The 18,665-nt window shown below is 69.6% G+C and carries 19 protein-coding genes and 1 pseudogene; 10 read left to right on the top strand and 10 right to left on the bottom strand.

From position 1 onward, the window contains the following. Position 1 precedes the first annotated feature (1 nt). Positions 2-913 (top strand): universal stress protein, encoded by a 912-nt coding sequence (locus tag GON09_RS12885; protein ID WP_213932119.1) that lies wholly within the window; start codon positions 2-4, stop codon positions 911-913. Between the two features lie 21 nt (positions 914-934). Here GON09_RS12885 and GON09_RS12880 read toward each other — a convergent pair whose 3' ends face one another. Next, positions 935-1,198, bottom strand: a complete 264-nt coding sequence (locus GON09_RS12880; RefSeq protein ID WP_213932118.1) for a hypothetical protein — start codon at positions 1,196-1,198, stop codon at positions 935-937. Between the two features lie 23 nt (positions 1,199-1,221). After that, entirely contained in the window at positions 1,222-2,145 is a 924-nt protein-coding gene (locus GON09_RS12875; RefSeq protein ID WP_374195317.1) for a nitroreductase family protein, read from the bottom strand. 181 nt (positions 2,146-2,326) lie between these two features. On the opposite strand from GON09_RS12875, the gene GON09_RS12870 reads away from it, so the two are divergent. Continuing rightward, entirely contained in the window at positions 2,327-2,974 is a 648-nt protein-coding gene (locus GON09_RS12870; RefSeq protein WP_213932116.1) for a response regulator transcription factor, read from the top strand. A gap of 25 nt (positions 2,975-2,999) precedes the next feature. Here GON09_RS12870 and GON09_RS12865 read toward each other — a convergent pair whose 3' ends face one another. The 3 genes from GON09_RS12865 to GON09_RS12855 all read right to left on the bottom strand — a co-directional run bounded on the left by GON09_RS12865 (position 3,000) and on the right by GON09_RS12855 (position 5,915). Continuing rightward, positions 3,000-4,658, bottom strand: a complete 1,659-nt coding sequence (locus GON09_RS12865) for a sensor histidine kinase (protein ID WP_213932115.1) — start codon at positions 4,656-4,658, stop codon at positions 3,000-3,002. Then, positions 4,655-5,302 (bottom strand): alpha/beta hydrolase family protein, encoded by a 648-nt coding sequence (locus GON09_RS12860; RefSeq protein WP_213932114.1) that lies wholly within the window; start codon positions 5,300-5,302, stop codon positions 4,655-4,657. Before GON09_RS12860 ends, GON09_RS12865 begins: the two co-directional genes overlap by 4 nt. Positions 5,303-5,366: 64 nt before the next feature. Next, on the bottom strand, positions 5,367-5,915 hold the full coding sequence (locus GON09_RS12855) for a hypothetical protein (protein WP_213932113.1): 549 nt from the start codon (positions 5,913-5,915) through the stop codon (positions 5,367-5,369). Positions 5,916-5,997: 82 nt separating this feature from the next. On the opposite strand from GON09_RS12855, the gene GON09_RS12850 reads away from it, so the two are divergent. Continuing rightward, on the top strand, positions 5,998-6,492 hold the full coding sequence (locus GON09_RS12850) for a DUF2243 domain-containing protein (protein WP_213932112.1): 495 nt from the start codon (positions 5,998-6,000) through the stop codon (positions 6,490-6,492). A 9-nt stretch (positions 6,493-6,501) separates the two neighbouring features. After that, positions 6,502-7,185: pseudogene (locus GON09_RS12845) on the top strand (cytochrome c oxidase assembly protein); the annotation flags it as partial. Positions 7,186-7,280: 95 nt separating this feature from the next. Here the strand turns inward: GON09_RS12845 and GON09_RS12840 are convergent. Further along, positions 7,281-8,330 (bottom strand): tellurite resistance/C4-dicarboxylate transporter family protein, encoded by a 1,050-nt coding sequence (locus tag GON09_RS12840; RefSeq protein WP_374195316.1) that lies wholly within the window; start codon positions 8,328-8,330, stop codon positions 7,281-7,283. Between the two features lie 10 nt (positions 8,331-8,340). Next, positions 8,341-9,207, bottom strand: a complete 867-nt coding sequence (locus GON09_RS12835; RefSeq protein ID WP_213932110.1) for an Fpg/Nei family DNA glycosylase — start codon at positions 9,205-9,207, stop codon at positions 8,341-8,343. 96 nt (positions 9,208-9,303) lie between these two features. Between GON09_RS12835 and GON09_RS12830 the strand changes: the two genes are divergently transcribed. The 3 genes from GON09_RS12830 to GON09_RS12820 are packed head-to-tail and all read left to right on the top strand — an operon-like array spanning position 9,304 to position 10,951. After that, positions 9,304-10,104 (top strand): thymidylate synthase, encoded by an 801-nt coding sequence (locus tag GON09_RS12830; RefSeq protein ID WP_213932109.1) that lies wholly within the window; start codon positions 9,304-9,306, stop codon positions 10,102-10,104. Next, positions 10,104-10,589, top strand: coding sequence for a dihydrofolate reductase (locus GON09_RS12825; RefSeq protein WP_213932108.1), 486 nt, complete (start codon positions 10,104-10,106; stop codon positions 10,587-10,589). The genes GON09_RS12830 and GON09_RS12825 overlap by 1 nt, the downstream gene beginning before the upstream one ends. Before the next feature lie 35 nt (positions 10,590-10,624). Beyond that, on the top strand, positions 10,625-10,951 hold the full coding sequence (locus GON09_RS12820) for a cupin domain-containing protein (RefSeq protein ID WP_213932107.1): 327 nt from the start codon (positions 10,625-10,627) through the stop codon (positions 10,949-10,951). Between the two features lie 6 nt (positions 10,952-10,957). On the opposite strand, the gene GON09_RS12815 is transcribed toward GON09_RS12820, so the two are convergent. Both GON09_RS12815 and GON09_RS12810 read right to left on the bottom strand, forming a co-directional pair. Beyond that, positions 10,958-12,484, bottom strand: a complete 1,527-nt coding sequence (locus GON09_RS12815; RefSeq protein WP_213932106.1) for a carboxylesterase/lipase family protein — start codon at positions 12,482-12,484, stop codon at positions 10,958-10,960. Positions 12,485-12,539: 55 nt separating this feature from the next. Beyond that, positions 12,540-13,763, bottom strand: coding sequence for a hypothetical protein (locus tag GON09_RS12810; RefSeq protein ID WP_213932105.1), 1,224 nt, complete (start codon positions 13,761-13,763; stop codon positions 12,540-12,542). A 59-nt stretch (positions 13,764-13,822) separates the two neighbouring features. Here GON09_RS12810 and GON09_RS12805 point away from each other — a divergent pair, with 59 nt between their 5' ends. The 3 genes from GON09_RS12805 to GON09_RS12795 all read left to right on the top strand — a co-directional run bounded on the left by GON09_RS12805 (position 13,823) and on the right by GON09_RS12795 (position 16,954). Then, positions 13,823-14,446 carry a TetR/AcrR family transcriptional regulator gene (locus tag GON09_RS12805; protein ID WP_213934430.1) on the top strand — a complete coding sequence of 208 codons (624 nt, stop codon included), beginning with the start codon at positions 13,823-13,825 and terminating at the stop codon, positions 14,444-14,446. Next, on the top strand, positions 14,443-16,065 hold the full coding sequence (locus GON09_RS12800; protein ID WP_213932104.1) for an acyl-CoA dehydrogenase family protein: 1,623 nt from the start codon (positions 14,443-14,445) through the stop codon (positions 16,063-16,065). Before GON09_RS12805 ends, GON09_RS12800 begins: the two co-directional genes overlap by 4 nt. Positions 16,066-16,162: 97 nt before the next feature. Beyond that, a complete protein-coding gene (locus GON09_RS12795) occupies positions 16,163-16,954 on the top strand; it encodes an FAD:protein FMN transferase (RefSeq protein ID WP_213932103.1) in 792 nt (263 codons plus the stop codon). A gap of 10 nt (positions 16,955-16,964) precedes the next feature. On the opposite strand, the gene pgi is transcribed toward GON09_RS12795, so the two are convergent. Then, the gene (gene pgi, locus GON09_RS12790) at positions 16,965-18,602 is read right to left on the bottom strand and encodes a glucose-6-phosphate isomerase (RefSeq protein ID WP_213932102.1); all 1,638 of its coding nucleotides are present in this window, start codon (positions 18,600-18,602) and stop codon (positions 16,965-16,967) included. Positions 18,603-18,665: the final 63 nt, after the last annotated feature.

Raw genomic sequence — 18,665 nt, 5'->3', positions numbered from 1 at the left:
GATGACCGAGAACAAGCCGATCGTCGTAGCCGTCGATGGATCCGACGCGTCCACCACCGCGGTGAACTGGGCGGCACGGGCGGCGGCGATCCGCGGCCTGCCGTTGCGCATCGTCACCGTCGTGCACATCCCCGCCTTCTACTACTCCGAGCCCTACCTCGCGCAGAGCTTCCACGAGGAGATGAAGGCGACCGCCCGCGACCGCCTCGCCGGCGCGGCCGCGCTCGCCCGGCAGATCATCGACGAGAACCGCCACGGGAACGTCGAGGTCACCACCGGGCAGCTCGAAGGCAAGGTCGTTCCCACGCTCATAGCCCAGGCCGAACACGCGGATCGGCTCGTCGTCGGCTCACGCGGTCTCGGCGAGGTGAAGGGTCTGCTCGCCGGTTCGGTCTCCACGGCGGTCGTCTCGCATGCGACGGCGCCCGTCGTGGTGGTGCGGGGTCGTACACTCGACGGCGCTCCGCCGGCGGAGGGGCCCGTCGTGGTCGGTATCGACGGTTCGGTCTCGTGCCGCGACGCGGTGGAGGTCGCATTCGAGGAGGCATCCGCGCGCGGTGCGACGCTCGTCGCGGTGAATGTGTGGAGCGACGTGAGCGTGCAGCCGTCGCTCGGAGCCGTCCCCGAGGACCCGCACTGGAGCCGGATCCAGACCGGTGAGGAGATCGTGCTCGCCGAGCGTCTCGCCGGTTATCAGGAGCGGTACCCGGACGTCACCGTCGAACGTGTCGTCGCGCGCGACCGGCCGGTGCGGGTGCTCAGCGAATATGCCGAAGCGGCACAGCTTCTCGTGGTCGGTACCCGCGGGCGCGGGGGATTCAAGGGACTGTTGCTCGGATCCACCAGCAACGCGCTGATCCAGACCGCGGACTGCCCGGTCCTCGTCGTGCGTTCGACGGAAACCGAGGACTGATCCGGGGCGCGAGCCGGGGCGTCAGCCGAAGTCGTCGATGCCCCGCTCGCGCAGTTCCCGCCATGCGTCGGCCGGGTGTACGCCGCGGCTGACCGCTCCGTTCTCGATAAGCACTCCGAGCATCTGCGAGAGCAGGAACGCGACGTCCTCGAGGCGTCCACTCTCGTAGCGGGCGGTCAGCCAGCCCGAGACGTTGCCGGCCTTCGCGGCCTGCGCCATGTCCAGGGCCGTGCGGAACAACTCGTGGGTCGGATCGTCGATCGGCTGCTCGGTCGGTGCACTCATCGTCGCCTCGCTCTCCCGTCTCTTCAGAAACCCACGCGTAGGACGACCAGCGGCACGACCGGCAGGTCGAGCATCTCGGCCAGGCGCGACCCGGCGTCCTCCACCCGCAGGGGATGCGTCAGTACCGATGCCGACAGTCGCGCGTCGATCGCCGACAGCCAGCACCGTTCGACGGCCGCGCCCACCCGGATCAGATCGGCCGGTGAGGTCGACGGTGCGGAGAACAGCAGCACCGACTCGCGCGCGATTGCCGATGCCAGCGCATCGACGTCCGGGATTCCCGTCGTGACCATGGCTTCTCCCGCCGCGCCCCTCTCGTCGAGGGTCGCACTCCACGTGGTGACGACCTCGGAGTTGCCGTGCGGCTGCCAGTGGGAGGTCCACGAGAACATCTCGCGCTGATAGTGCGGATGACGTCGGTGGGCCTCCGCCGCATACGCGAGTACCTGGGCCAGGGCGACGGCCTCGTCGGCCGCGAGCAGGCGCACGTCCACGTCGGCGACCTCGCCGGCCACCGCGATGATGTCGGCGAGCGTCTCCGTCGGCACCGGGATGTCGGTGAACGATGTGCGGTGGCTGCGCCGGTGCGAGATGGCCGCGTACAACCGCAGGTCGCGACTGGTCGGGGTGCCCGGTCCGAGCGTCTCGATGCGCGCGATGAGCTCCGGGCGCTGCGGATCGGGCAGCACGGTGGTGCGCGCCCTGTTGCCGAGGACCCGGATCGCGAGTTCGAGGTTGGTGAGGGCTGCGCCGCACGAGATCAGCCGGTCGACGCGCAGCGGGTCGGGGCCCGACTCGGCGAATTCGAGGCGTTCCTCCAGCTCGGCGCTGTGATCGGGCAGGCGCAGGTTCCATGGTTGCGTGTCGTGCACCGAGGGTGCTTCCACCACCGCACGCGCGATGATCTCGGTGTCACCGAGCGACCAGGTTCCGGCATCGACTGTCACGACATCCTCCTCGTCGGCTCGTTCGTCCCACATGTACGCATCTACGTTCAGCGTCTCCCGAGTGGCGTTCGTGAGGGAGGGGGAGAAGGTCCTGACATGGGTGTCGAACGGCCCCGAGGACGTGGGTATCGCGGTACACCTGGGACAATGACCGGAAAGCCTGCCAACGAAAGGTGCCGAGATGACCCGCGTGTTCCTCGTCGACGATCACGAAATCGTGCGGCGCGGCCTGGTGGATCTGCTGAGCAGCGTGCCGGACTTCACCGTCGTCGGTGAGGCCGCCTCGGTGGGTGAGGCTTTGGCCCGCGTGCCCGACAGCGGCGCCGACGTCGCGGTGCTCGACGTGCGGCTTCCCGACGGCAACGGTGTCGAACTGTGCCGCGAGCTGCGTACCCGCATGCCGGACCTGCGCGCTCTGATGCTCACCTCGTACGCCGACGACGAGGCGCTCTTCGACGCGATCATGGCGGGCGCTTCCGGGTTCGTACTCAAGCAGATTCTCGGGACCGACCTCGTCTCGGCCATCCGCACCGTCGGAGAGGGCGGCTCCCTGCTGGACAGCCGCGCCACCGCCGCTCTCATGGACCGGATCCGGGCGTCGCGGACGGCCGATCCGCTCGCCGAACTGTCGGAGCAGGAACGCGCCGTCTTCGAGCTCATCGGTGAGGGCCTGACCAACCGGGAGATCGCCGAGCGGTTGTTCCTCGCGGAGAAGACCGTGAAGAACTACGTCTCGCGGCTCCTGGCGAAGCTCGGCATGCAGCGACGCACCCAGGCGGCCGTGCTTGCCACGGAACTGCGCAACGAGCGCGGCAAGCCGACGTCCTGACCCGACGGGTTCGGGGCTCGTCCCGTCAGAGCGGGACCGCCCACAGCACCCGGGTGCCGCGCGGGTGGGCCGGACCGATCTCGCACGACCCGCCGCACTGCACGGCGCGTCGCTCGAGGTTCGCCAGGCCGCTGCGTCGAGGCGTGTCGGGAAGGCCCGTGCCGTCGTCGAGGATCTCGATCCGGAAGTCGTCCTGGACCGAGACCGCCACGGAGATGTTGTCGGACTGCGAGTGGCGCAGCGCGTTGCTCAGCCCCTCACGGAGGACGGCTTCGGCGTGCGGATGGATACGCATCGGGACCAGGGTGTCGATGGGGCCGACGAATTGGACGTTGGGTGCCACCGCGGAGTGGATGCTCAGATCGCCCACGACGTCCAGCAGTCTCCGGCGCAGACTGTTCGACGCCGCCGCGCCGGTGGTGTGCAGATCGAAGATGGTCGTGCGGATCTCGCGCACCGTCCGGTCGAGCTGCTCGATCGCGTGACGGATCACTTCCACGACGCGTTCGGTGCCCGCACCTTCCGCGGTCGCGCTCTGAAGGCTCATGCCGGTGGCGAACAGACGTTGGATGACGTTGTCGTGCAGGTCCTGGGCGATGCGGTCGCGGTCGGCGAGCACATCGAGCAGACGCTTCTTGCGCTGTTGTTCGGCGAATTCGAGGGCCACGGCCGCAAGGTTCGCCATGGATTCGAAACGGGCGACGTCCTCGTCGTCCCACGGTTCGGTGCCGGCCTCGCGTGTCGCGATGAGCACGCCCGTGACGGTCGACGTCGCCGACAGGGGCAGCACCACCGCGTGTCCCTCGTCGCCCAGTTCCGTCGGTGGCAGTCCGGCGAGGCTGTCGATATGCATCACCTGGCGACTCTTGAGAGCTTGCAGCACAGGCGATCCGGTGAGGTCGAAGCGCTTGTCCTTCCCGCACGGGATCGCGGGTGCCGCGGCCTGCAGGCTGCCGTGGTGGCCGTCGACGAGTACGACATAGGCCCCCGCGCATCGGGCGAGTTCGCGGACCTGGCCGGTGAGCATCGACAGTGTCTCGTCCACCGATCCGCCCATCAGCAACCGAGAGTTGATGGATGCCATTGCGGTGAGCCATCTTTCGCGAGCGAGTGAGCCTTCGAACAGGCGTGCGTTCTCGACGGCCACGCCCGCGGACATCGCGAGCACCTTGAGGATCACCTCGTCCTCTGCGGTGAACTCGGGCGCCCCCAGCTTCTCGGTGAGGTAGATGCTTCCGAAGACCTTGCCGCGCACCATGATCGGAGTTCCGAGGAAGCTCTTCATGGGTGGATGATTCGGCGGGAAGCCGATCGAGGCGGGATGCTTCGACAGGTCGCCGAGGCGGACCGGCCGAGGATCGTTGATGAGCAGACCGAGGATGCCTCGGCCCTCGGGCAGGTGACCCATCACCTCGCGCTGCGTCGGATCGATCCCGACGTACACGAACTCGGACAGCCCCCCGTCGGCGGCGCGCACACCGAGGGCACCGTACCGGGCGTCGAGCAGCGAGGTCGCCGCGGCGACGATGCGCTGGAGCATGGAGTCGAGTTCGAGACCCGATCCCACGACGAGCACCGCCTCGAGCAGACCACGCAGGGTCGTCGGGGCGTCGGCGGAGTCGTCGAGCCGGTCGCGGAGCTCGGCGAGCAACGTGTCGATGGCGACGTCGGTGGGTTCGATCATGATGTCTTTTCTTCCAGCAGGTGCAGTGCAGCGGAGACGGCGGCCTCCGACGGATCCGTCTTCGCGCGGCTCAGGTCGTGTGCGGCCCCGGTGACCTCCACGAGGGTCGCGGCCGCGTGCAGGAGGGCGAGTGCCTCCCGAAGTTCGTCGAAGGTGCCGAAGGGGTCGCGGTCGCCGTGGACGAACACCGTGGGCATCGCGATCTTCGGCAGGTGCTCGGTGCGTAGCTTCTCCGGCTTCCCCGGGGGATGGAGGGGATAGGACAGCAGGACGAGGGCGTCGGCGATGCCGGGTTCGTCGGCCGCGAGCATCGACGTCTGCCGGCCGCCGTAGGAGACGCCGCCGAGCAGCAGGGGACCGGGCACCCGTTCGCGCAGCTCCGCAGCCGCGGCGGCCACACCCGCACGGTCCTCCTCCGCCCGGGACGGCTGCGGGGGTCCCTTGGGTTTACGCCGACGGAACGGCAGGTCGTAGCGCAGGGCGAGGAAGCCGGAGTCGGCGAACCGGGCGCACATCAGTTGCAGGATCCGGGCGTCGCAGTTGCCGCCGGCCCCGTGCGTCAACGCGACGGCGCCCTGCGCGCTGCCCTCGGGAAGATGCAGGTGACCGGCCACGGTGCCGGTGTCCAGCGGTTCGACGCTCACACCGATACGGTAACCGCCCGGTCGGCTGCGCTCGTGTGCCCCTCTGCGCTTCGCCGCAGCCGGTTCATGCTCCGCGCGGCAGCCGCCCCGCTGCCGCGCTGCGAGGCACGGGGCCGATGTCGGAGTGGCGGCCCGGGACGAGGCCGGCGTGCCGCCCGCCCGGGCCGGGACCCCGGCGGGCGGCCAGCGCGTCGGCGACTGCACCGGTGACGAACCCGTAGACGCTCTTGTGGAGGACGTCGATCACCAGTTCCGACCGCGGCCACGTCTGCGGCGGTGCCCCGGCGCCGGTCGCGTTCTCGAGGATCTGGTCGTTGGTCAGCCGCACGACGGTGAACTTCGTCGACGCGAGCGGCCCTCGCAGCCCCACCTCGGCCATGACCGACCGCAACACGCCCAGGACGACGCCTTGACCGAAGTGCATCGCCCAGTTCAGGGCGGTCGAATGCTGCCCGTCGGACTCGGACGCACCCGTCAACCGGGCGAGGACGCGGCCGGGGACGTGCGAGTTCGGGCGCCCGGTGACGGCCTGCTCGATCTTCTCCCCGACAGTCATGGCGGCGACACCGGCCGTGCCGGCGACCAGGCCTTCCCACAGTGCGTTTCTCAGCATGGTCGGTCGGGTACCCGCCGCGGGATCGGAACAACCCGCAATCCCGATACAGCAGGTCCCAGGACGATACGGTGAGGAAGCGATGACCGGCGCGACGCGATCCGGGGGTACGCGCGACGGAATCTCGGTGCGGCACTCCGCGATCAGTGGCGTCCTGCTCGGTGTGGCGCTCATGGCCGCGATCGACGAGATCGTCTTCCACCAGATCCTCGGTTGGCACCACTTCTACGATCGATCCACGCCCGCGGTCGGGCTCGCCTCCGACGGCCTGCTGCACACGGCCGAGTTGCTCGTGCTCGTAGCGGGATTCGCGTTGCTTGCGGACGTGCGTCGCAGACATGCCCTCGCGGTACGGCACTTCTGGGCGGCCCTGCTCATGGGCGCCGGGGGATTCCAGTTGTTCGACGGGCTGGTGAACCACAAGGTGTTCCGCATCCACCAGATCCGCTACGACGTCGACGTGTGGCCCTATGACCTGGCATGGATCGCAGGAGCGCTCGTGTTCCTGATCGCCGGTGCCGCCCTGTGGTGGTCGGCGCGGCGGAACGCCCGCACCACCGAGCTCTCGGACGGATAGGAGCCGTCGGTGCACGATCATCCGACCCACACAGGACCGAGCGTGCTCGCCCTCGCCGTCCTGATCGCCGCGGCGGTGGGGGTCGCGCTGTACATCGGCGCGGCCGTGCGGCTCCGCCGACGTGGCGACGCGTGGCCGCAGTGGCGTGATGCGAGTGTCGTCGCGGGTGCCGGGGCCGTGGCCGCGGTGTCGGTGCTGCCCTTGCCCGGCGGTCCGTTCACTTCCCACATGACCGGGCATCTGCTGGTGGGCATGGTCGGCCCCCTGTTGATCGTGCTGGGCAGGCCGATGACGCTGCTGTTGAGGAGCGTTCCGGTGGGAAGCACACGCACGGGTCTGCTCAATGTGCTGCACTCGCGTCCGGCCGAACTGCTGACGGTGCCGGTCGTCGCGGCAGTCCTGGACATGGGTGGGTTGTGGGTGCTCTACCGGACACCGCTGTTCGCGGCGATGCACGACGAGGCGCTCGTCGCGGCTGTCGTCCACCTGCACGTCTTCGCCGCGGGGATGCTCTTCACCGTCGCGATCTGCCGCCTCGATCCGCTCCGGCGCAGATACGGCCTCGCGCACCTCGCGGTGGTGTTGCTCATGGCCGGCGCAGCCCATTCGGTGCTGGCGAAGACGCTGTACGCGCAGTCGCCGCCCGGCACGACCTTCGACGTGTCCGATCTGCAGGCCGGTGCCCAGTCGATGTACTACGGCGGCGACGCGGTCGGGGTTGCCCTGGCGGTCGTCCTCGCCGTCCGCTGGTACGGAGAGGTGGGGCGGACCCGCGCGGGCGGCCACCGTCAGTCGCGCTCGTCGACCGGGCGCACGAGCCGGACCCACAGGCGGTGGAGCATCGCCGCGAACACCACGACCCAGGCGGTCACCGCGATCCACAACTCTGCGGCGCCGATCGCACCGACCAGTGGAAGTTCGTCGGCGCGACCCAGATACATCCCCGCAACCGCGTACATGCCCAGGGGGAAGACGATCGACCACAAGGACGAGTCGTAGGTGAGCGGAACCCGGTGGGTGCGATGCCGCCACCACCCGGCCGCGACGAGTGGTGGCAACAACCACGTCGCGAAGGCCCAGACGACGACGGCGAGGCCCGCGATCAGTCCACGGGTCGCGTCCACCATCGGTGCGTCGTCCATCTCGACGATCTGCGAGCCCGCCACGACGATGATCGAGCACGCTCCCATCGACACCCAGTACGGCGCGGTCAGATCGGTGGGTCTCAGCGGGTACTGCAGCATCCGCGCCGCGACGAAGATGCCGGCCGCCGCGTACAGGAACAGCCCCACGCCCCACGTGAACACCGCGACGGCGGCGAGCAGTCTGTCCAGTTCGCGGTAGACGGGCTGGAGTGCGGCCGCTGCGATGGCCACCGATTCGCTCGCGACCACCCAGATGAACCACGTTCCGTTGGCCTTCGCGAGGACGGGACGCTCCGTCGTGCCGAGCACCGCGGTCCACGGGACGACGTATCCGAGCACCAGCCACGTCACTGCCGCGGTCGCGAGCAGCACCGCCGCCGTGGAATGCCAGGCGTCCATCATCAGGCGCACGCCGAGCACGTTGCTGCCCGCGACGAAGGTGAAGAATCCGAACGCCCGTCCGGAATCGGCGAGGTCGGCGCGGACCTCGCCGCGGAACGCGAGGAACCGCCACACCGACAGTGCGACGAGCACCGCATATCCGAGGGCGGCCACGATCAGCAGCACCGTCGATGCGAAACGGAAGCCTTGGATGTGGAGGCCCGTGGAGACGATGCCACCGGCCATGACGAAGGCGAAATAACCCGGTGCGAGAGTGCGGACTCCTTCGCGAAGCCAGGACCGGATCTGCACGGCGCGCACACTACTTCAGCAGGCGGGACATCCGCCGGTCGGCGAGGACCTTCCCTCCGGTCTGGCAGGTCGGGCAGTACTGGAACGAGCGGTCGGTGTAGGAGACCTCGCGGACGGTGTCGCCGCACACCGGGCACGGCTCGCCGGCGCGGGCGTGCACGCGCAGACCCGACCGTTTCTCGCCCTTGAGGCGCGCCGCGTCCTGCCCGACCGAGCGGGTGACGGCATCGGTGAGCACCGACCGCATCGCCCCGTACAGCACGGTCACCTCGTCGTCGGTCAGCCGTCCGGCGGTCGCGAACGGTGATTGCTGCGCGACGTGCAGGATCTCGTCGGAGTAGGCGTTGCCGATGCCCGCGAGAATCTTCTGGTCGATCAGCAACGTCTTGAGGCGTGAGGTGCTGTCGGTCAGGAGTGCGGCGAACTCGTCGCGCGTGAGGGTGAGCGCGTCGGGGCCGAGGCGGGCGATGCCGGGAACCTTCTGCGGATCGTCGACGACCCAGACCGCCAATCGCTTCTTCGTGCCGGCCTCGGTGAGGTCGAAGGCCGGGGTCGTCGCGTCGGGGGCGAACAAATGGACGCGGAGGGCGAGCGGACCGCGGCCGAGTTTCGGGGGAGTCTGCGACGGCTCGTCGAGCCACCGCAACCAGCCACCGCGCGACAGGTGCGTGATGAGGTGCAGGTCCGAGCAGGCGATCGCGAGGAACTTGCCGAAGCGTGACGCGCCGGTGATGTCGCGTCCCTGCAGCGCCGTGATCGGCGGGTCGGCGGTCTGCAGCACGCTCAGCGCCGCGACGTCGATGCGTCCGACGACGCTGCCGACCGCGTGCTCGCGCAGGAACACCGCAAGTGCTTCCACCTCGGGGAGCTCGGGCATGGGAACAGGCTAAGGCCCGTCCCGGGCTCGTGCGCGGTTCTGGCAGCACCGGCTACCGGAATCGCGCACGGGCGGAGGCCGCCTAGACTGCAGTGCGTGACTGTGCCGACGCCCTACGAAGATCTCCTGCGCCTGATTCTCGAAACCGGAGCCGAGAAGAACGACCGCACCGGCACCGGAACCCGAAGCCTGTTCGGCCACCAGATGCGCTTCGATCTGTCCGAGGGCTTCCCGCTGATCACCACGAAGAAGGTGCATCTGAAGTCCATCGTCTACGAGCTGCTGTGGTTCCTGCGCGGCGACTCCAACGTCGAGTGGCTTCGGCAGCACGGCGTGACGATCTGGGACGAGTGGGCGGCGCCCGACGGCGACCTCGGACCGGTCTACGGCGTGCAGTGGCGTTCCTGGCCGACGCCGGACGGGCAGCACATCGACCAGATCAGCCAGGTGATCGAGACGCTGCGCACCAACCCCGACTCGCGCCGGATCCTCGTGTCCGCATGGAACGTCGCCGAGCTCGACAAGATGGCACTGATGCCGTGCCACGCGTTCTTCCAGTTCTACGTGGCCGACGGCAAACTGAGCTGCCAGCTCTACCAGCGCAGCGCCGACATGTTCCTCGGTGTGCCGTTCAACATCGCCAGCTACGCGCTGCTCACCCACATGGTCGCGCAGCAGACCGGCCTCGAACCCGGCGAGTTCGTCTGGACCGGCGGCGACTGCCACATCTACTCCAACCACATCGATCAGGTCACCGAACAGCTCACCCGCGAGCCGTATCCCTATCCGACGCTGAAGCTGCACCCGCGCGACTCGATCTTCGGCTACCACTACGAGGACGTCGAGGTCGTCGGCTACCGGCACCACCCGGCGATCAAGGCGCCGGTGGCCGTCTGATGGGAGATGTCACCCTCGTCTGGGCTCAGGCACACGACGGTGTGATCGGCCGGGAGAACACCATCCCGTGGCACATCCCCGAGGACATGGCGTTCTTCAAGGACGCGACGATGGGAAAGCCGGTGATCATGGGGCGGCTCACCTGGGACTCGCTGCCGCCGAGGTTCCGGCCGCTGCCGGGCCGGCGGAACATCGTCGTCACCCGCAACGCCGAGTGGTCGGCCGAGGGTGCCGAGACCGCGACGAGTCTCGACGACGCGCTGACGCTCGCCGGCGACGGTGAGGCCGTGGTGATGGGCGGAGGCCAGATCTACGCGCAGGCGATGCCGTTCGCCACGCACCTGCTCGTGACCGAGGTGGACCTCGACGTCGACGGCGACGCGACCGCGCCGGAGATCGGACCCGAGTGGGCGGCGGAGCCGGGGGAATGGCAGATGTCCACCAAGGGAATCAGGTTCCGCTGGATCCGGTACGCGCGAAGCTGAGTGCTCGCGGCGGCATCTGAGCGATACTGCGGTACATGGACAAGCTCTCCTTGACCGCCATGGCACGGCAGCAGCTCAAACTCGCAGCGACGTCCAGCAGCGGACGCAGCTCCCAGACGGTTTTCGGTGGGCATACCAAGCACCTGCGGCAGACCGTCGTCGCCCTGCTTGCGGGGCACGAACTCGGCGAGCACGACAGTCCGGGCGAGGCGACCCTGCAGGTGCTCTCGGGCCAGCTCCAGCTCGTCGCCGGCAACGACGTCTGGAAGGGTTCGGCGGGCGACCTGATCATCATCCCGCCCGTGCGGCACAGTGTCAGCGCCATCGAGGACGTCGCCTTCCTGCTCACCGTCGCGAAATAGCGGCGCTCACCGGACGGGTGCCGGAGCGGTGTACCCGCGGTAGCCCTCCCACGCGAGTCGCCGGTCGCGGCGCGGATCGTGCTCGACGCGCGTGACCTCGTCGAAAATGACTGTCGCACGGTCGTTCTCGTCATAGCGTGGCCACGACGGCAACGGTTCGCCGTGCCGCGTCACGTTCAGCCACTGACGCTGCATCGCCGCGGAGACCGTACGCAGCCTGCGTCGGCCACCCAGCGCCGTGAGGGCGCGGCCGAGCGGTTCGTCGCTCTGGTCGAAGACCGCGAGCAGCTCCACGGCGTGGGTCGCGTCGAGGCCCGTCCACCGCAACAGCCGCGGGGCGAGATCGAACCGGTACATGAAGGTCGGCGCGAACCGTGCATGTGCCTGCGCGATCTGCACCGACGGATACCAGAAGGTGAGGTCGCCGCCGAGATCGATCGCAGCGCGCTCGTCCGGATATCCCGGATAGACCGCCGTGATGCGATCCTTCGCCTCCGGGTCGGTCGCGGCGAACAGCGCGTCGATCCGGCGGGGATTCGTGGGCAGAGCGTCGAGGACCTTCGGGAACAGCGCGCCTTCCCGGTCGTTCGTTCCGAGCACGAGCGGAACAGGATGCGCCGCACCGGTCTCGTACGCCTCGAGCGGCTGGAGGGGAACGAACTCGCCGTCGACGACCGGGCCGAACGGATGCAGACCGGGGGTCGCGCGCAGAACCTGCGCCCCGAGCCGGGAACCCACCCGCCCGAGTTCGACGGGCGAGGCGTCGAGGAGCGCGCGGGCCGCCGAATCCGGATCGGCACCGAGCAGTTCGACGAACGTGCGGCCCCATTCGGCCGAGCGATCGGCGGTGACGACGAGATTCGGTGCGGGACTCTGCGCGATCGCGGCGGAGAACAGTCCGCGCGCGGCGGGTGTCGCCAGCAGGGTGGTCACCGAGGTGCCGCCCGCGGACTCGCCGAAGACCGTCACGTTGCCGGGGTCGCCGCCGAAGGCCGCGATGTTGCGCTGCACCCATTCCAGTGCCGCGACCTGGTCGCGCAGACCGAGATTGGAATCGAACCGCGCCGACTCGGTGGAGAAGGCGCCGAAGTCGAGATAGCCGAGCGCTCCGAGGCGGTAGTTGACCGACACGTAGACGACGTCGCCGCGCCGGACCAGCGACTCGCCGCCGTACACCGACAGCGCACTCGTGCCGAGGGTGAACGCACCGCCGTGGATGAACACGAGAACCGGTCGCGGCGCGTGTACCCGGCCGGCGGGAGCGAGCACGTTGAGGGTCAGGCAGTCCTCGTCGGGACGGACACGCACACCGCGGCGACCGGTCGAGGCATAGCGCGCCCGCTGCGGGGCCGCATTCCCGAACTGCGTCGCATCGCGCACACCGGTCCAGGGTTCGACCGGTTGCGGGGCGCGCAGTCGCAGCGGACCGACCGGGGGAGCGGCGTACGGGATGCCGCGCCAGGCGAGGAGGTCGCCGAGCCGGGTGCCGCGGACGGTCCCGTCGGTGAATGTGACGTGGGTCTCGGGCGTCATGCTCCGCACTGTACGTGACGGGGCGTCACGGTAGCCGCCGCATCCGCGACCGGCATCACCAGGAGTGGGCCTCGAGTCCCCGGTCCGCGAGCTCGGCCCGGACGTAGGTGCGCAGGGTCGCGGTGTCGGGGAAGCGCTCCTCGTCGAGGGCGACGAACGCCAGCGTGTACCGCTCGTCGGTGTGGCAGGCGTAGACCGACAGGCGGGTCGCGGTGCGGGCCGGCCGGGTGTCGAGCCCCGGATGCATGGCGCGCATCGCGATTCCGGTGGTGCGGTACGGGCCCAGGGTGGTGAGTTCGCGGGGAACTGCGCCGATGTTGGAACACAACAGGTCCCGCTCCCCGGCGCCCCGCGCGACGCGGGCGGCGAGCCGGTCGGGGAGGAGTTGCAGCATCTCGGCGGGCATGTTGTGCGGTGCCCCCTCCCGCGGCTGCGCGTAGGCATGCGCGGCGCGTGCGCGGATCGAGGCGATGGTGTCTCCGTCGTCGACGGAGATCCCCACCATCGACACACCGTTGGAGACGGTTCCGTCTGCCCGGTCGTCGACCGGAATGGAGATGCGCACGGGGAACGGGATCCGGGCGCGGCGGGCGACACCGGCCGACACGGCGAGCAGCAGGGCGTTCGGAGTGCCGTCCTCCGCTGATGCGAGTGCCTTCCACTGCGCGGCATCGACGTCGACCAGTGCGGTGCGGGGCCGGGCGCGCACCGTCTGCGGCGCGGGCGGTCTCTCCACGCGGGGTGTGTACTTCACGCTGCGCAGTCCGCTGCCGACCTTCCGGAGCAGCTGCGCCGCATCGCGGAGGTCGGAGTGGCGACCGGGATCCGGCCGGCGCGGCCGGTCGGCGAGGGCGTCGGCGACCGCGCGGACGAATCCCCGAGCGTCGGTCAGGACATGCGAGCACACGATCGACAGCGCCGTGCCACCGCTCGTGAGGCGGGTCGCGGCAAGGGCCCAGCCGGGACCGAGTTCGGGATCGACGTTCACGTTCGCGTGCTCGTCGGCCCAGGCGAGAAGTTCGTCGTCGGGAATGGGCGTCGCGGGATAACGCAGCGGATGGACGTGGGTGTTCGGCTCGAACCGGGGGCGCGCACCGGGAACCCGGGGCCGGACCACGCGGCGTCCGAGGGGGCCTTCGGACAGCACGTCGTGGAGTGACAACAACAGGGTCGCGTCGACGGTCTCGTCGGTACGCCACAGGCCCTGCATCACAGACGGCAGGCCGGTTCCTTTGTGGCGGTGGAGGAACATCTCGTCCACGACGCTGAGTCGATTCACAGTTCCGACCGTAGCGTCGACCGTTGACCGAAGCACTGAACCGAGGTTCAATTCTTGGTGTGGCGTACCGGCGGACACCAGCAGTGCAGGAGAGACTCGACGCGCAACGCGAGGCGATCGCCGCTGCGGCCGTGGGGTTGCTGAGCGAGCGCGGCTACAGCGGACTGTCCGTCTCCGCGGTCGCCGAACGCGCCGGCGTCGCCACCGGCAGTGTCTACCGGCACTACGTCGACAAGTCCGACCTCATGGTGCGCATCTTCCGGGAACTGTGCGGCCGGGAGGTCGAGGCCGTGACGGCCGCAGCCGCAGCCGGATCCGGCACCGACCGGGTGAGCGCGGTGGTCGAGACGTTCTCCCGGCGTGCGCTGCGCAATCCCACCCTCGCCTACGCGCTGCTCGCCGAGCCGGTCGACGCCGCGGTCGACGCCGAACGGCTCGTGCTGCGCCGCGCCTTCGCGGCGGCCTTCGCGAATGCCGTGAACTACGGCATCGCGGCCGGTGAATTCCCCGAGCAGGACGTCGACCTCACCGCCGCCGCTCTCGTCGGGGCGGTCGGTGAGGTCCTCACCGGTCGCCTGCGTGGCGCGGCCGAATCCACCGTCCCCGACCTCGTCGCCCTCGCCCTGCGGGCGGCCGGGTGCCCTGCCGTCCGGAACGACAAACTGTCAGGAGTGAAGCCGTGAATTTCCCCGCCACCCACGAGGTGTTCAACCAGGTCCCGAACCTCGAGCCCTACCAGGCCGCCGACGACCCGGCCCTGCTCGAAGGGCTGCGCCGCGAAGGGGCGAGCTGGGCCGCGGACGAGGTTCGCGAACTCGGCGACCTGGCCGGCACCGCCCGCGCCCAGGACTGGGGCCGCCTCGCCGACGAGTACCCGCCCGTCCTGCACACCCACGACCGTTACGGCCGCCGCATCGACGAGGTCGAGTTCCATCCGCACTGGCACGATCTCATGACCGTCGCCGTCGAGAACGGCCTGCACGCCGCGCCCTGGCGCGACCCGCGTCCCGGCGCGCATGTCGCCCGCGCAGCGAAGTTCTACGTCTGGGGACACACCGACGCCGGGCACATGTGCCCGATCTCGATGACCTACGCCGCGATTCCGGCCCTGCGCCACAACGTCGAACTCGCCGAGCGCTACGAGCCGCTGCTGGCCGCCCCGCATTACGACTTCGGGCTGCGAGAGCCCTCCTCGAAGCGGGGCCTCATCGCCGGGATGTCGATGACCGAGAAGCAGGGCGGCTCCGACGTGCGCGCCAACACCACCACCGCCACCCCGAATGCGGACGGCTCGTACAGGATCGTCGGGCACAAATGGTTCACGTCCGCACCGATGTCCGACCTTTTCCTCACGCTCGCGCAGACCGAGCACGGACCGTCGTGTTTCCTGCTCCCGCGCGTCCTGCCCGACGGCACCCGTAACGCCATCCGCATCCAGCGACTGAAGGACAAGCTCGGCAACAAGTCGAACGCCTCCTCCGAGATCGAGTACGAGAACGCGATCGGCTGGCTCGTCGGCCCCGAGGGGCGGGGCATCAACACGATCATCGAGATGGTGAACATGACGCGGCTCGACTGCGTCATCGGCTCGGCGGTGAACATGCGGGTCGCGACGCTGCGCGCGGTGCACCACGCGCGGCACCGGAAGGCGTTCGGTGCGCTCCTCGTCGACCAGCCGCTCATGCGCAACGTCCTGTCCGATCTCGTCGTCGAATCCGACGCTGCGACGACGATGATGATGCGTCTGGCCGGGGCCACCGACCGTGCCGCGGGGGACGATCAGGAAGCCGCACTGCGCCGTATCGCGCTGGCCGTCACCAAGTACTGGGTGTGCAAGCGGGCACCCGCCCTGACAGCCGAAGCCCTCGAATGTCTCGGCGGCAACGGTTACGCCGAGGAATCGGGGATGCCGCGGCTGTATCGCGAGTCGCCGCTCATGTCGATCTGGGAGGGATCCGGAAACGTCGCGGCGCTCGACGCGCTGCGTGCCATGGCCCGGCAACCCGATACCGTCGAGGCGTTCTTCACCGAGGTCCGGCTCGCCGCAGGCGTCGATCCCCGGCTCGACTCGGCGATCGCCCGGGTGGGCAAGGAACTCGCCGACCTCGAGGACGCCGAATACCGGGCACGGCGCGTCGTGGAGCTGATGGCCCTCGTCCTGCAGGGAGCCCAGCTCGTCCGGCACGGACACCCCGCGGTCGCGGAGGCGTTCTGCCGCAGCCGGCTCGACGACGACTGGGGCATCGCGATGGGCACATTGCCGACCGGTGTGGACACCGCCGCGATCCTCGAGCGGGTCTGACGAGGACGGGCCCGATCTTGCGGCGCTGTCACCTGTCGTGGGCCGCGGGCATACTGGGATACATCCTGCGAGAAATCGAACACGGGTGGAGCCCGTCATGATCGGCAGCAACGAATGGTGGGAGTGGGGTCGGCAGATCGCACTCGCGGTGACCGAGCCGCATGCGCTGCACCGTGCCCGCATGATCGTGCGCGGCGTCGTCGCCGAATCCGAGGCGGTCAGCGACAGCCGCCGTGGCGACGCCGAGATCCATTCCGTCAATCTCGCGCAGGGCACCCCGGTCACGATGAGCCCCCGCTTGGCGTCGATGGTGCGGTCGGCGCTGTGGGCGGCCCGCATGACGGGCGGGACCGTCACTCCGGTCGACTCCGACGATGCAGCCGTCGACGCCGGCGCCATCCCGCCGATCCATCCCATCCCGACCTACCGCGACGTGCAGATCGAGGGAGACATCGTGCTCGCCCCGTTCGGGGTGAGCCTCGAACTCGGCGCGACGGCCGTGGCCGACACCGTCGACTACTCGGCGGCGCTCGTCGCGAGCCTGCTCGAATGCGGAGCGCTCGTGCGCATCGGCGATGTCATGGCCACCGCGGGTCACGCGCCGGCCGGAGGATGGCAGGTGCCGCTTCCGGATCGAGGGTCCGTCGAACTGCCGGCCGGATCGGCGATGGCGTCGCACACCACCGACGTCGCCGACCCGGAGCGGTGGCGTCTGGTCAGCGTCATCGCTCCCGACGCGGTGTGGGCCGATGCGGCCGCGGCGACGGCACTGCAGCGGGGGATCGGGGCCCTGTCGTGGCTCGAGCAGTACGACCTGCCCGCGCGTCTCGTCGACACCCATGGTCGCGTCCGGACCACCACGGCGTGGTCCGATCCGAAGGCAGCGTGACCGAGAGCGGTCACGCCCGATCGCGCAGGGTGCGGTAGGTCTCGATCAGCTGGTCGGTGGAGGCGTCCCCGGTGTCCGGGCTGTCGTCGCCGGCGAGGACCGCCTGCAGGGCGGTGGCCTGGGTCTTGCCGAGTTCGACGCCCCATTGATCGAACGAGTCGATCCCCCAGACGATGCCTTGGACGAAGGTCTGGTGCTCGTAGAACGCGATGATCTGCCCCACCACCGACGGGGTCAGTTCCGGGGCGAGGATCGTCGTCGAGGGCCGGTTGCCGGGCATCACCTTGTGCGCCACCAGCGCCTCGTCGACGCCCTCGGCGCGCACCTCGGCGGCGTCACGGCCGAAGGCGAGGACTTGGGCCTGGGCGAACATGTTCGCCAGCACCAGCACCTGCATGCCGGTGGCGCCGTCGCGGGCGGGCAGATCGTCCCCGCTGCGGGCGAGGCCGAGGAAATCGACCGGCACGATCTCGGTGCCCTGATGCAACAGCTGGAAAAACGCGTGCTGACCGTTCGTGCCGGGCTCGCCCCAGAACACCTCCCCGGTCGGGCACGAGACCGGTGTGCCGTCGGCGCGCACCGACTTGCCGTTCGATTCCATGGTCAGCTGCTGCAGATAGGCCGGCAACCGCGCCAGATCCTGGGAATACGGCACCACCGCCCGCGACCGGTAACCGAGGATGCTCGCGTTCCACACCCCGATCAACCCGGCCAGCAACGGCGCATTGTGTGCCGGGTCGGCGGTGGCGAAGTGGTCGTCGATGCTGTGCATGCCGGCGAGGAACTGCGCGAACCGTTCCCGGCCGATCGCGCACATCACCGCCAGCCCGATCGCCGAGCCCACCGAATAACGCCCGCCGACCCAGTCCCAGAATTCGAACATGTGCGCCGGGTCGATGCCGAACTCGACGACCCGCTCGGTGTGCGTGGACACCGCCACGAAATGCGCGGCGACCGCGTCCTCGCCCAGGGCGTCGACCAGCCAGCGGCGCGCGGCGGTGGCGTTGGACAGGGTTTCGAGGGTGGAGAAGGTCTTCGACGCCACCACGAACAGGGTGGTCGCCGGGTCCAGGCCGGCCAGGGCGGCGGTCAGATCGGCCGGGTCGACATTGGCGACGAACCGGGTCGCCGGCCCGTCGTGAAAACGCCGCAGCGCACCGGTGACCATCGCCGGCCCGAGATCGGAGCCGCCGATGCCGATGTTGACCACCGTGGCGATCGGCTGCCCGGTCGCCCCGCGCCAGTCGCCGCTGCGGACCCGCTCGCAGAACTCGCCCATCCGGTCGAGCACCGCATGCACCTGCGCGACGACATCGACCCCGTCGACCACCAACTCCGCATCGCGCGGCAGACGCAGCGCGGTGTGCAGCACTGCCCGGTCCTCGGTGCTGTTGATGTGCTCACCGGTGAGCATCGCCGTGCGGGCCGCGGCGACACCGCTCTGCTCGGCGAGCTCGAACAAGGTGTCCAGCACCGCGGTGTCGAGGCGTTGTTTGCTGAGATCGACCACCAGCTCGCCGGCGCGGATCGTCAGCGTCGAGACCCGGCCGGGTTCGGTGCCGAACAACTGCCGCAGCGACACCGATTCGAGCCGGTCGCGATGGTCTTCCAGAGCCTTCCACGGTGCCGTTGCGGTTACGTCGCTCATGTCGTCGACAGTAGTGCGCCCGGACACGCTGTGCCCGGTGTGAAGGTGGGGATCCCGAGGTTC

The sequence above is a fragment of the Rhodococcus sp. B50 genome (genome assembly GCF_013602415.1).
Classification (GTDB): domain Bacteria; phylum Actinomycetota; class Actinomycetes; order Mycobacteriales; family Mycobacteriaceae; genus Rhodococcus.
This window is presented reverse-complemented; position numbering and strand designations above follow the sequence as displayed.